11 protein-coding genes are annotated in these 13883 nt (G+C 59.3%); 4 read left to right on the forward strand and 7 right to left on the reverse strand.

Translation table 11 applies throughout. The features are described 5' to 3' along the window. Positions 1–595: 595 nt before the first annotated feature. From BN1133_RS18645 to BN1133_RS20210, 4 genes are all read left to right on the forward strand, one after another. Positions 596–1003 (forward strand): hypothetical protein, encoded by a 408-nt coding sequence (locus BN1133_RS18645; protein ID WP_029790602.1) that lies wholly within the window; start codon positions 596–598, stop codon positions 1001–1003. Between the two features lie 386 nt (positions 1004–1389). Next, a complete protein-coding gene (locus tag BN1133_RS18650) occupies positions 1390–2316 on the forward strand; it encodes a hypothetical protein (RefSeq protein ID WP_050667943.1) in 927 nt (308 codons plus the stop codon). Between the two features lie 362 nt (positions 2317–2678). Beyond that, positions 2679–3140 (forward strand): hypothetical protein, encoded by a 462-nt coding sequence (locus BN1133_RS20205; RefSeq protein WP_153006732.1) that lies wholly within the window; start codon positions 2679–2681, stop codon positions 3138–3140. 754 nt (positions 3141–3894) lie between these two features. Further along, positions 3895–4212 carry a hypothetical protein gene (locus tag BN1133_RS20210; protein ID WP_153006731.1) on the forward strand — a complete coding sequence of 106 codons (318 nt, stop codon included), beginning with the start codon at positions 3895–3897 and terminating at the stop codon, positions 4210–4212. Positions 4213–4750: 538 nt separating this feature from the next. Here BN1133_RS20210 and cysC read toward each other — a convergent pair. The 7 genes from cysC to nirB all read right to left on the reverse strand — a co-directional run bounded on the left by cysC (position 4751) and on the right by nirB (position 13877). Then, on the reverse strand, positions 4751–5344 hold the full coding sequence (gene cysC / locus BN1133_RS18655) for an adenylyl-sulfate kinase (protein ID WP_050667944.1): 594 nt from the start codon (positions 5342–5344) through the stop codon (positions 4751–4753). Positions 5345–5389: 45 nt separating this feature from the next. Further along, a complete protein-coding gene (locus BN1133_RS18660) occupies positions 5390–7114 on the reverse strand; it encodes an SLC13 family permease (RefSeq protein ID WP_050667945.1) in 1725 nt (574 codons plus the stop codon). 3 nt (positions 7115–7117) lie between these two features. After that, complete coding sequence (cysN, locus tag BN1133_RS18665; RefSeq protein ID WP_050667946.1) at positions 7118–8533, reverse strand: sulfate adenylyltransferase subunit CysN; 1416 nt, start codon at positions 8531–8533, stop codon at positions 7118–7120. A 9-nt stretch (positions 8534–8542) separates the two neighbouring features. Next, positions 8543–9451 (reverse strand): sulfate adenylyltransferase subunit CysD, encoded by a 909-nt coding sequence (gene cysD / locus BN1133_RS18670; RefSeq protein ID WP_050667947.1) that lies wholly within the window; start codon positions 9449–9451, stop codon positions 8543–8545. A gap of 39 nt (positions 9452–9490) precedes the next feature. Beyond that, positions 9491–10897, reverse strand: coding sequence for a siroheme synthase CysG (gene cysG / locus BN1133_RS18675; RefSeq protein WP_050667948.1), 1407 nt, complete (start codon positions 10895–10897; stop codon positions 9491–9493). Positions 10898–11046: 149 nt separating this feature from the next. Next, positions 11047–11388, reverse strand: coding sequence for a nitrite reductase small subunit NirD (gene nirD / locus BN1133_RS18680; RefSeq protein WP_050667949.1), 342 nt, complete (start codon positions 11386–11388; stop codon positions 11047–11049). Further along, positions 11385–13877, reverse strand: a complete 2493-nt coding sequence (nirB, locus tag BN1133_RS18685) for a nitrite reductase large subunit NirB (RefSeq protein WP_050667950.1) — start codon at positions 13875–13877, stop codon at positions 11385–11387. Before nirB ends, nirD begins: the two co-directional genes overlap by 4 nt. Between the last annotated feature and the right edge of the window lie 6 nt (positions 13878–13883).

Genomic DNA, 13883 nt, shown 5'->3' on the forward strand with positions numbered 1-13883 from the left:
AAAATTAAAAAACTTAAGCGCCGTCAACTATACAAACTCAGAGAGCGGTTTATATTGGTTTTCGAAGGCTTTTTCAAAGGGGAAATGCCAAGCCAAAGCTGCTTTGAAACCGAAAACCCACTAATCCAAAGTGTGTAGTTGCTAACAATGCGCTCAACTGCCGCTCACTTCGTTCGCTGGACGTCCAAAAGCTGCGCTTTTGTCCGCCCGTTAGCTTAATCGTTAAGCGCTAGAAGACTATGAAGCACGAACTTTGGTCCAACGAAGAAGAATTAGATACGTTTTGCCTAGCGGGCCGCGAGGGCGATGAAGCTCGAGCGTTAATGGAGCCTGATTCAAAACTCATATGGGTATGTGAGGCCGATTCACATTTCGAGGCTATGACTAAGTATTATCAATTTAGAGGTTGGGGCGAGTACACATCAGATTACCCCGAAGTTGATAAGAAACCATATAGTGAATAGAGCAATTAAAAATACGCTTAACAAGCGGCAGCAGTCGGACTCGGCAAAAGCTGTCACCAATTTTGCTGGCGCAAAATTAGCGCCTGTTTTACCTCGCCGCTGTGCCGGGCGTTATGTTTATCGGAGGAAAAATGCCTGAGTATGCGTTACTAAATAATGTTATCGACTATATGGAAGAGCACGGTCGCACCTACAAATCCGTTAATCTCGATATAGATGAACAACTGGTACAAGAGATTAATGTGGCGAACAAAAGCACTTTTACTCTTGAGCAACTCGAAAAAGCAGCAGACAAGTGTTTAGCACATGAGTGGCTCAATCATGCGTATTTGGGAGGCGGCAACTACAAAGGATTGCAAATAACTCCTAAAGGAATTGGCGTTGCTCGTTCCAAAAAACGTTCAGATGAGCTAAAAGCAAACAGAACGTTTCTGAAAAAAACTTCTGATTACATTGAGGAGCACAAGGGGCTTTTTCTTGTTTTAGGTTTTCTTTTAGCCCTAGCAACACTTGGTCTGAAACTTACGGGGTATTATTAATGGAAGATGGCAACTTTACTGTAGAGCTTAAATGTTTGTTTTGTGATTGTCCTTTAGAGGGAGAGCCTGATCAGGAGTTTTCCTCTGGGGACTTAATAAAATGTCAAAATTGTAATGAATTAAATGATTACGATTCGTTGTTAGACGTTGCGGCTGAAGAGGGGCTAACAATAGTTCAAGCTCACCTAGACGATCATTTAAAAAAGACGTTCGGTAAGCTCTTCAAAAAATAAACATAACAAACTGTTTAAGAGTGATTCGCAACGCATGGCATTTTTACTATACGTTGGTTTTAGTGTTTAAGGTGGTATGCGGCGGCTTCGGTATTGCGTTGCTCACACCTTAACAGGGCGTTAGACACTCATCTTTACAAACGGAGAAAGGCTATGATCAAACGACTCTTGTCAGTGGGTGTTGTCGTTCTTTTGGCTGGCTGTGCAACCTTCCAAGGCGGCATGCCAGATCTACCATTCAATACTGAAGAAGAGCTTGGCATTGTCAAGGCAAACTTGAAAGATGCCGCCTCGGTTAACACATATTACAATTCACCATCTTTGGAAACGAGAAATAAGTTTATCGCTTCTCGGCTTGTGATAACAAATATCGAATATCTTAAGTACATCAAGAATCTGTCGGCTGAAGAATCGCAGATTCATTCAGCAACAGATATATTGGTTTTATCGCTCGACGTTGCTGCAACCGCCTTTAGTCCAGTAACAACGAAAACAATCCTGAGCTCTCTGTCATCAGTTACTGGCGGCACTAGAATGGCCATAGATAAGAACGCATATGCAGATAAGGCTATGTCAGCCTTGGTCTCCGCCATGAACGCACAGCGGAAAGAGGTGCTCAAACGAATTGTAGTGGGTTCCGCAATGAGCTTAAATGGCTACACATTCGAACAGGCTTTGTCGGACATAAATGATTACTATTTGGCAGGCACAATAAATGGCGCGTTGTCTTCAATACAACGAGACGCGGCAGTCAAAGAGGCCGCCGCAGACAGCGCAATAACAGTTGCAATGGGCAAGCGAGACTCTAACTTTGTGGACGCTAACATCCAAGCACGAGTTGATAAGATGCTAGGCGCGGTAAGCAAGCTTACCGACCAACAATTATTCGATCTGGTAAGCAGCCCGCCAGTTACTAATGCGGAAATAGCGAAGGTTGTCGCTGCACGAGACCCAGGGAACCTGCGTGCCAATAATAGAGATGCGGCCATTAAGATAATCAAAATGATGATTGTTCTGTCGAATAGGGATGAAAAGAGCCTTTTCGCATGGGAGGCCTCAGTTAAATCCGTAGCCAATTGATTAGACCGGAGATATATTATGCCTGCCACAGTAACCACTAAAGAGATATTTCCTTCGGCAACGAGTGAGACCAGCCTTGATGAAGAGGTTAGATTGAGAATCAAAGCGGGAGCCATTCGTAGTTGGTATGAAAAAGGCGCTGACGAGTACGTCTTATATACAGAGTGGAATGTTATTGGAGAACAGTAATTTGTAAGTATTTGTCTAACATGACGCTCAAAAGGGACGCCCGGACAACTGGCTTCGATAAGTGGTCAGGTAATTCAACTGGTCTGCCGTCGGTCACCCGCAGCAGGTCCGGGCGCCCCTTAGCTCTACGTTAGGTTTTATTCCGAATAATTGAGTGAGTTGGAAGTAATTTTATGGTTCATATTGATCTCATCCTAAAAGGATATGATGAAGCATTTCTGCGTCTGGGAACTCAGCGCAATGACGCTAAAATTAATGGTGATTCTGAATCTTTATATATACCTTTGGTTGAAACTTTAGGTTGGGCGGATGTTATAGAAGAGTATTTTGATGAACGCTTTGGCAAAGATTGGATGCTGAAGTTGCCAAATTCAAAAACTGATTATGAACAGATAATTTTAGGTTTTCGTTATGTAAGAAATGTTGTGCATCACAGGTGGGCAGTTGCGGTGGAACTAGACTCACAACCTACATTTCTTCAAGATTGGCGTTGGAAGTTAACACTGGAAAGCACAAGATCACAACCTAAGAACAAAGCAGCCTACGAAAGTAAATTGGCTGGTCGAGCGTTACGTCATACCTTTAAAGATCTCCATAAAATTTATGGTTTAGCAAGAAAGCACTTATTAGAGTAAGAACTATTAACGGTACAGTTGATAGTACAAACCGAACAAAGCGTTCAAGAGGGATTCGTGCCGCGTGGCATTTTTGGTATGCGGTAAGTTTTGGCGGTGAAAGTGGTCTGCGGAAACTTGGTTTAGGCGGCACTAACCCCTTAACGCGGCGTTAAGTGCAATGAGCGAACGTGCCATGTGCAATTGTAAGGAATTACCATCATATATTACTGATCCTACCTACTGGGATAGGCATTTCCGATATCAAGGTGCTGATGATAATTCAGAGTGTTTTCAGGAAATCGAATCTGAAAATTGACAGCCTGAAATGGATTTTGATAATCCTATTGTCCAATGTATGGTGTGTGGGCAATGTTGGTACTTTGAATACGCCCCCGAAGAAGGCGCATTCCCATTATTTGGTATAAAGCGATCTGGCATCAAAGATTTACCTGACGAAACATTAATCGGAGAAGCAAAAGAAAAGCTGTCACTTCTAGCTCATGGTGGAATATCTACCGAAAAGTGCCGCATAAAGGGGTGTGAGAATTATAAACTCAAGGGGCGGGAGTTATGTGTAAAGCACATATCATTCCCGTAAAGCACTTAACAAGGCCAGGCGATCTGACCTCCGGCAACTGTCACGTTTTTTGGCGTTGCCAAAAAATGCGCCATTTACCTCCGGCCGTTGCAGGCGGCGTTATGCGTTAACTGAGAATCATGTATGCAAAAAATTATATTCATCCTGTCAACCCTACTATGGAGCAGCTTCTCAATGTCACAAAACTTTACCGCCAATGGCTTGGTTAGCTTCATATATGAAAACGTAACCATTGATGCTCCCAAAGGCTGGGCAGAAGTTAAAGCTACATTCACAATCACACATGAAGCCGGCCTAACAAACTCTAAAAGCTCATATCGTGCAACCATGAATAATTCCGGTGAGGAATTTAAGTTTGAACCAACCAACATTTTTGGCCCGCACAACGCAGCGCGAGAACTACTCAAATTAGAGGCGCAGCGTGACCACCAGTACGAAACAGTAATAATCAAAATGAAACCAAATGGCACCGCCACATATGAATTCAAGTGAGCCGCATAACAACTGGTTCAAGCCATTCACTTCGCTCACTCGGGACCAGATCACCAAATTGGGACACCCACCACTTCGAGCGCCGCGTAGCGAGCCCACTTAGCCGCAGTCGGGCACGGTATTGCCCCCCCCTGCAAGTCGCCGAGGTGAGTTTAACGGGTCAGTAGCGCCGTCAGGGAGGACGGCGCAGCCGCAGCGGGGCATGGGCCAAATCGGATGAGGGCGAGCACTGCTCGACCCCGATTTGGCGCGAGAACAAGGATGTTCGAAGCGGGCTTTGGCCAAAGCCATGGATGGCGTAGACCAAAGTGCCGTGTGCGGCGGTACGGCCGACCCGATCGACGAGCCGAGGGCATCTGCGCAGCGGACGACTTGCCGGGGTTGGCCTTTCTTTTGGTGACTTTTCTTTGGCCACGCAAAGAAAAGTCACTCGCCACAGCCCGCAGGGCGGGCGAAACCCCGCATAGCGGCAATCCCGCAGGGATGGTGATTCTTGTCGTAGGTCAGGAGCTCGGCCGAGCCCCCCACCAGTCGCCTCCTAGTCGATCAATCCCCTCTGCCTCAGGGCCCCCAGCAGGGCCTCCACCAGCGCCGGTACCGGCGCGCCATCGTTGTGCAGGTGCACCTCGGGGTTTAGCGGCGCCTCGTAGGCAGAATCGATGCCGGTGAAATGACGGATCTCCCCGGCGCGCGCCTTCTTGTAGAGCCCCTTGGGGTCGCGCTCTTCGCACACGCTAAGGGGCGCATCCACAAACACCTCGACAAACTCCCCCTCCCCCAAGAGATGACGCACCAAGTCGCGCTCCTCCCGGTAGGGGGAGATAAAGGCGGTCAGCACAATCAGGCCCGCGTCCACCATGAGTTTTGCCACCTCGCCGACCCGGCGGATGTTCTCGCGCCGCGCCCCCTCGTCAAAGCCGAGATCGCCGCACAGGCCGTGGCGCACATTGTCCCCGTCGAGCAGGTAGGTGTGCTTGCCAAGCCCCGCCAGCGCCTCTTCCAGGGCGCCGGCCAGGGTCGATTTGCCCGCCCCCGAGAGGCCGGTGAACCAGATGACCAGGGGGCGCTGCCCCTTGGCATCGCTTCTGTGCTGCTTGGTCACCGCGTGGGGGTGCCAGACGATATTGTTCATTGATCCTCCGTCGGGCCGGGCCCGAAGCGTGTGGGTGCCCCGCCCTCAGAAGGGGAAGAGCAGGGGCACCATGATGATGACGCCAATGCTGTAGGCCAGTGACACCGGCAGGGCCAGCTTGAGGTAATCCTGCATCCGGTAGTTGCCCGCCGAATAGACCATCAGGTTGGTCTGATAGCCATAGGGCAGGATAAAGCTCGAACTCGCCCCGAACAGCACCGCCAGGATGAAGGGCATGGTCGAGACATCCATGCTGAGCGCCAGCTGATAGCCCATGGGGAAGGCCAGGGCGGCGGCGGCGTTGTTGCTCATCAGCTCGGTCAGCACCAGGGTGAAGAGATAAATGCCGATAAAGGCGATGAGGGGGCTGGCGCCATTAAACTCCCCCATCAGCCACCGGGCGATGACGTTGGCAAGCCCGGTCTTCTCCAGCTGATCCGACAGGGCCAGGGCCCCGCCCACCACCAGCCAGATCTCGAGCGGGAAGCGGCGGCGGATCTCGTCGAGGGTCAGGATGCGGGTCGCCAGCAGCAGCACCAGCATGATGAGCAGCCCCTTGAACAGCGGCAGCAGCTCGAACACAGAGGCGGCCAGTACGGCGGCAAAGCCCCCCACCACGGCGGCGCTGCGGCGGGTATCGAGCCGGGTCGACGCCTCTATGCCACTGACCACCACAAACTCCCGCGACAGGGACTTGTTGCCGGCAAAGCGCGGACCGGGGGCGAGCAGCAGGGTATCCCCCGCGTGCAGCTCAATCTGCCCCAGGCCACCGGTGAGCTGGCTCTCGCCACGGCGCACCGCCAGCACCACCGCGTCGAAGTGGGTGCGAAACTCGGCGTCGCGGATGGTCTGGCCCACCAGGCGCGAGCTGTGGCTGACGATCACCTCGACCAGATGCTGGCCGTTGAGGCGATGCTCGCCGTAGAGCTCGAGGCCGCGCATCTCCTGCAACACCCCCACGCTCTCCACGTCGCCGCAAAACAGCAGCATGTCCCCCTCGTGCAGCTCCTGCTCCGGCTGCACCGGGCAGATCACCTGATCCCCCCGGATGATCTCGGCCAGATAGAGGCTTTTGAGGCTACGCAGGCCGTTCTCCTTGACGCTGCGCCCGGCCAGGGGGGAGCCGGCGCTCACCTTGGCCTCGAGAAAATAGCCCTGGCTACGGTCAAACTCGCCCTCTTGCTCCGGCAGGCGGCGGGCGAACAGCATCACGGCTATCCAGCCGGTCAGCAATGTCCCCGCCCCCACCATGAAGAAGTCGAACATGCCAAGGGGCCTGGCCCCCATCTTCTCGAGGAAGCTGTTGACGATGAGGTTGGTGGAGGTGCCAATGAGGGTCAGCACGCCGCCGAAGGTGGCCGCGAAGCACATGGGCAGCAGCAGCCTGCTGGCGCTGTGCTCGGGGTTGCGCTTGACCGCCCCGAGCATGGAGGCGACCACGGCGGTGTTGTTGACAAAGGCCGACAGGAAGGCGGTGGAGAACCACACCTTGGTCAGCACCTGGGTAAAGGAGCCGCGGCCCACGGCCCCGGCAAACCAGCTCATCAGCCGGCTCTTCTCCACCGCGAGCGACACCAGCAAGAGCAGCACCAGGGTGAGCAGGGAGCCGTTGGTATAGCCCGCCACCACCCCCTGAATGTCGGCCAACCCCACCAGATAGGTGACGAGGACGGCGCCGGAGAAGAGCAGGGCCGGCCGCAGCCGGCCCTGGATCAGCAGCACGATCAGGGCAACCAGCAGACCCAGCACCAGGGATTGTTGCCACGTCATGGATCACTCCTTACTGATGTCGAGCGCCTGCCAGTGAGGAAAGTGCTTGCGAATGAGGGCATTGAGCTCGAGCTCAAACTCGCTGGCACTCCCCTTGGCCGCCACCTCGTCCAGCCCCTGCACTATCATGCCGGCACCGACCGTGACGTTGGTCAGGCGATCGATGAGGATAAAGCTGCCGGTGTCGCGGATCTCGCGATAGGGGTCAAACCCGACCGGCTCGGTGAGGCTCACCTCGCACAGGCCGATCTCGTTGAGCTTGAGCTCATCGGCGCCATGCTCTTCGAGGTTGTTGATGTCGATACGGTGGCGAATGGTCGCCACCTCGCCGCGGGTCTTGCGGGTGGCCAGCTTGATGTCGTAGCTGCGCCCGCTCTTGAGCTCGCTCTCCCCCATCCAGACGATGTGGGCCAGCAGACGGCGCGACACCGCGCTCTGCTGCTCGGCGGCCACCAGCAGATCGCCACGGCTGATGTCTATCTCGTCGGCCAGGGTGAGGGTGATGGCCTGACCCGGCAGGGCATGGTCGAGATCCCCGTCGAAGGTGACGATGCGCGTCACCCTGCTCTCTTTGCCAGAGGGCAGCACCGCCAGGCGATCGCCGACCCGCAGGATGCCAGAGGCCAGGGTGCCGGCGAAGCCGCGAAAATCCAGGTTGGGGCGGTTCACATACTGCACCGGCAGGCGCACCGGATGGCGGGCCAGGTCTTGCTCTACCTCGGCGCTCTCGAGCAAGGCAAGCAGCGGCTCCCCCTGATACCAGGGCATGTTGGCGCTCTGGTTAACCACGTTGTCCCCATCCAGGGCCGAGACCGGCACCAGCTGGATGCTCTCCACGTCGAGCTGGCTGGCGAAGGCGCGGTAGTCGCGGCTGATCTCGTCGAAGCGCTGCTGGCTGAAATCGACCAGATCCATCTTGTTGACCGCCACCAGGAACTGCTTAATGCCAAGGAGGCTGGCGATAAAGCTGTGGCGACGGGTCTGATCCAGCACCCCCCTGCGGGCGTCGATGAGGATGATCGCCAGATCGCAGGTCGAGGCGCCGGTGGCCATGTTGCGGGTGTACTGCTCGTGGCCCGGGGTGTCGGCGATGATAAATTTACGCTTGGCGGTGGAGAAGTAGCGGTAGGCCACGTCGATGGTGATCCCCTGCTCGCGCTCGGCCTGCAGGCCGTCGACCAAGAGCGCCAGATCCAGCTTCTCGCCTGTGGTACCGAGTTTTTGGCTGTCGGACTCGAGCGCCTTTAACTGATCTTCATAGATCTGCTGGGAGTCGTGCAGCAGGCGGCCGATGAGGGTGCTCTTGCCATCGTCCACGCTGCCGCAGGTGAGAAAACGCAGCAGGCTCTTGTGCTCCTGGGCCTTGAGGTAGGCCTCGATCCCCTCGCTCTCGAGGGCGCTCTTGACGTAAGAATTCATGGCAACTCCTTAGAAATATCCCTGACGCTTCTTCTGCTCCATCGAACCCGACTGGTCGTGGTCGATGAGGCGTCCCTGCCGCTCGCTCGAGGTGGTCAGCAGCATCTCCTCGATGATCTCGGTCAGCGAGGCGGCGCTCGACTCGATGGCCCCGGTCAGGGGGTAGCAGCCAAGGGTGCGAAAACGCACCAGCTCCTCGCGCACCACGTCATCGGCACTGAGCGGCATGCGCTCGTCATCCACCATGATCTTGATGCCGCCACGCTCCACCACCGGACGCATGGCCGCGAAGTAGAGGGGAACGATGTCGATGTTCTCGAGGTAGATGTATTGCCAGATGTCGAGCTCGGTCCAGTTGGAGAGGGGGAAGACGCGGATGCTCTCGCCCTTGTTCACCTGGCCGTTGTAGGTGCGCCACAGCTCGGGTCTCTGGTTCTTGGGATCCCAGCGGTGGTGCTTGTCGCGAAACGAGTAGACCCGCTCCTTGGCACGGGACTTCTCCTCGTCCCGGCGCGCCCCACCGAAGGCGGCGTCGAAGCCGTATTTATTCAGTGCCTGTTTGAGCCCCTCGGTCTTCATGATGTCGGTGTGCTTGGCGCTGCCGTGATCGAAGGGGTTGATGCCCATGGCGAGCCCCTCGGGGTTCTTGTGGACGATGAGATCCAGCCCGAACTTCTCGGCGGTCTGGTCGCGAAAGCGGATCATCTCTTTAAATTTCCAGTCGGTGTCCACGTGCAGCAGCGGGAAGGGGAGCTTGCCCGGGTAGAAGGCCTTGCGGGCCAGGTGCAGCATGACCGATGAATCCTTGCCGATGGAGTAGAGCATGACGGGGTTGTCAAACTCGGCGGCCACCTCGCGGATGATGTGGATGCTCTCCGCTTCCAGCTGCTTTAAATGGGTCAATCTTTCGCGGTCCATGTCGATTCCTCGGTCATTAAAAACGGGGTCCCCCCGGACTCAGGCCAGCTTCACCAGCCCGAGGGTTGCCGGCTCGGCGCGCTCGCCAAACCAGGCCAGTTGTTCGTGCAGTTGCACCACCTGTCCCACCACGATCAGCGACGGGCTCTGTGCGCCGGCGGCCAGGGTGGCCAGCTCGTCGAGCCGGCCCACCAGGGTGCGCTGACGGGCCGTGGTGCCGCGCTCTATGATGGCGATGGGGGTGTCTGCGGCGCGGCCGTGTGCCATCAGTTGCTGGGCGATGTGCTCGCTTTTCATCAGCCCCATGTAGATGACCAGGGTCTGGTTGCCGGCGGCCAGGGCCGGCCAGTCGGGCTGGCTCCCCTCGGCCTGGCAGTGACCCGTGATGAAGGTGGCGCTCTGGGCAAAGTCGCGATGGGTGAGCGGAATGCCGGCGTAGGCGGTGGCCCCGGCGGCGGCCGTGATGCCCGGCACCACGGAGAAGGGGACGCCCGCCTCGGCCAGCACCTGCAGCTCCTCGCCGCCACGGCCAAACATGAAGGGATCCCCCCCCTTGAGGCGCACCACCCGATGGCCCGCCTTGGCGTATTCCACCAGCAGGCGGTTGGTCTCCTCCTGGGGCACGCTGTGGGCACCGGCCTTCTTGCCGACCGACACCAGGGTGGCGTCCCGGCGCACCAGATTGAGGATCTCGGGGGAGACCAGCTGGTCATAGAGCACCACCTCGGCCTGCTGGATCTGTTGCAGCCCCTTGAGGGTCAGAAGACCTGCATCGCCGGGGCCGGCACCGACCAGCACCACCTCGCCCGCCGCGCGGCCGGACTGGGTGAGTGCGTCATCCAGCCAGGCCTCGGCCTGGTCCCACTCCCCCTTCTCGATGAGGCCACCGAGGGTGTTGGAGGCATAGGCCCGCTCCCAGAAGCGGCGACGGGCCACCAGGGTGGTGAGGGCCTGCTTGGCGCGCTCGCGGATGCGGCCGGAGAGCTCGGCGAGACCGCCCAGGTGAGCCGGCAGCAGGCTCTCGAGCCGCTCGCGAAGCAGGCGCACCAGCACGGGGGCCTTGCCACCGCTCGAGACCGCCACCATGACGGGGCTGCGGTCGATGATGGAGGGGAAGATAAAGCTGGAGCGCTTGGGGTCGTCGACCACGTTGACGAACAGGCCGCGCTGGTTGGCGCTCTGATAGACCAGGGCATTGACCGCCAGGTTATCGGTGGCGGCCACCGCCAGCAGCTGGCCGTCGAGATGATCGGGGCGAAACGCCTCGGCCAGGTGGGTGAAGCGCCCGGCGAATTCGGCAAACCCGGCGTCGAGCGCGGGGGCGACCAGGGTGAGGCGGCTGCCGGCGGCCAGCAGCAGTCGCGCCTTGCGAAGGGCGACCTCGCCCCCTCCGACCAGCAACACCGCACGGCCATCCAGCTTGGCAAACATCGGCAAATAATCCATTTCACACCTCTCCTACCTGTTGAGGGCACTCTAGTGGGTTGAGTGAGCGCCATAAAATAATAAAGAACGTTTATTTATAGCTTTTGGGAATATCAATTCCCCATGGGGCGGGGAAGAGAGCGCGGCCCCGGGACGGGGCCGCGGCGGGATCAGGGGCGAGAGAGGGGCAACCAGACGCTGCCCCCCCGCACCGCCACCGGCCAGGGGCGCACCCCCAACCCGGCATCGTCGAGACTGCGGCCATCGCGCAGGGAGTAGCGCTGCTTGTAGAGGGGGGCGATCACCATGGGCTCCCCCTGACTGTCTCCCACCAGCCCGAGGGCCAGCACCGGCACGCCGGCCACGGGATCGACCCCGTCCAGGGCGTAGACGGCCCCTTCGCAGCGAAACAGGGCCACCACCTCCCCCTGCCAGATGAGGCTGCGTCCCAGCCCCTCCTCCAGGGCCGCCAGCTCGCACGCGGGCTGCCAGCCACCTTCATCCATGGTCATAGGACCTCCTTGACGGCGATATCGGGCACCCACTGGCCCCGGCTCTCGCGCCGGGGAGGGGTCGCCTCACTGGGTTGATTGAGATGCGCCTCGAACAGGCGCAGCTTGTCGGGATCACTCAGGGTGGCGCGCCACTCGCACTCCCAGCTACCGACCACGGCATCCATGGCAGACTCGAGCTCGGGGGCGATGCCCAGTCGATCGTCGATGATGACCGACTTGAGGTAGTCGAGCCCCCCCTCCATCCCCTCGAGCCAGACCGAGGTGCGCTGCAGGCGATCCCCGGTGCGCACGTAGAACATCAGCAGCCGGTCGATGTAGCGGATCAGGGTCTCGTCATCGAGGTCGGTGGCGAAGAGATCCCCGTGGCGCGGCTTCATCCCCCCGTTGCCACAGACATAGAGGTTCCATCCCCGCTCGGTGGCGATCACCCCGATGTCCTTGCTCTGGGCCTCGGCGCACTCCCGGGTGCAGCCCGAGACCGCGAACTTGAGCTTGTGGGGGGCCCGCAGCCCCTTGTAGCGGTGCTCCAGGCGCTGGGTCATGGCCAGCGAGTCCTGCACCCCGTAGCGGCACCAGGTCGACCCCACGCATGACTTCACGGTGCGCACCGACTTGCCATAGGCCTGGCCCGTCTCGAAGCCGGCCGCCACCAGTTCGCCCCAGATGGCGGGCAGCTGATCCCGGCGCGCCCCCAGCATGTCGATGCGCTGGCCACCGGTTATCTTGGTGAAGAGGCCATAGCGCTCGGCGATCTCCCCCAGGGTGATGAGGCCACGGGCGGTGATCTCGCCGCCGGCGATGCGCGGCACCACCGAATAGGTGCCATCCCGCTGCACGTTGGCAAGGAAGCGATCGTTGGTGTCTTGCAAGGCCCGGTGTGGCCTCGCCAGCACGTGCTCATTCCACAGGGACGAGAGGATGGAGGCGATCGCCGGCTTGCACACCTCACAGCCAAGCCCTTGCCCATGGCGGGCGAGCAGGCTCTCGAAGTCGCGGATCGCCTCGACCCGGACCAGGTGGCAGAGCGCCTGGCGGCTGAAGGGGAAGTGCTCGCACAGGTGGTCGTTGGTCTCGACCCCGAGCTCGGCCAGGGTCTCGTCGATCACCTTCTTGAGCAGGTTGGTGCAACCGCCGCAGCCGGTGCCGGCCCGGGTTACCCCCTTGATCTGGCCAAGCTCCCTGTGCCCCTCGCGCACCGCCGCCACCACGGCCCCCTTGCTCACGTTGTGGCAGGAGCAGAGGGTCGCACTGTCGCTTAAGGTGAGCGGCGCCGCCGCCTCTCCGGTGAGCAGGCCGAGCAGGGGTGAGGGCAGCGCCGCCCCCTGCTGGTAGTAGCCGAGCAGGCGATCGTAGTCGCTGCCGTCCCCCACCAAAATGGCCCCGAGCAACCGGGTTCCCCCCTCGTCCACCACCAGCTTCTTGTAGACGCCGGTGCTGCGGTCGAGCAGTTGCAGGCTCTGGGCCCCGGGGGTGCTTCCCAGGCCATCACCGATGGCCCCCACCTCCACCCCCATCAGCTTGAGACGGGTGGACATGTCGGCCCCGCCAAAGCGGCTGGTACCACCACACAGGGTCGCCACCGCGGCACGGGCCATCTGGTAGCCGGGGGCCACCAGCCCGAAGATACGCCCCTGCCACAGGGCGCACTCGCCGATGGCGAGGATGGCAGGATCCGAACTCTGGCAGCCCTCGTCGATGATGATGCCGCCGCGCTCCCCCACCGCGAGCCCCCCCTCCCGGGCCAGGGCATCGGCCGGGCGGATCCCGGCGGAGAAGAGCAGCACATCACACTCCAGATGACTGCCGTCGGCAAACGCCAGACGGTGGCGTCCCTGCTCGCCGTCGACGATCTCCCGGGTGCCCTTGCCCAGGTGCACCTCGACCCCCAGGGCCCCAATCTTGTCGGCCAACAGCTCGCCACCGAGATCGTCGAGCTGCACCGGCATCAGGCGCGGGGCAAACTCCACCACATGGGTCTTGAGGCCGAGCAGGCGCAGGGCGTTGGCCGCCTCGAGCCCGAGCAGCCCCCCGCCGATCACGGCACCGCTGCGGGCGTGGGCACAGGCCTCGCGAATGGCGGCCAGATCCTCCAGGGTGCGATAGACGAAGCAGTGGCTGCGCTCGCGCCCCGGGATCGGCGGGACGAAGGGCACAGAGCCCGTGGCCAGCACCAGTCGGTCGTAGTCGACCCGCTCCCCGCCGGCCAGCACCACGGCCCTGGCCTCCCTGTCCAGGGCCTGCACGCTGGCTCCGAGGCGCAGATCGATGTCGTGGCCCGCATACCAGGCGGGATCGGCCAGCCGTAACCCCTCGGGGGAGCGGCCGCCGAACACCTCGGAGAGGTGCACCCTGTCATAGGCGGGATCGCACTCCGCCCCCAGCACGGTCAGATCGAAGCGCGCCAGGCCCCCTTCGGCCACCAGCTGCTCCACGAAGTGGTGGCCCACCATGCCGTTGCCCACCACAACCAGTCGCTCTTTTTCCATCCCTAC

The organism is Aeromonas schubertii, from assembly GCF_000820105.1.
Lineage (GTDB): Bacteria > Pseudomonadota > Gammaproteobacteria > Enterobacterales > Aeromonadaceae > Aeromonas > Aeromonas schubertii.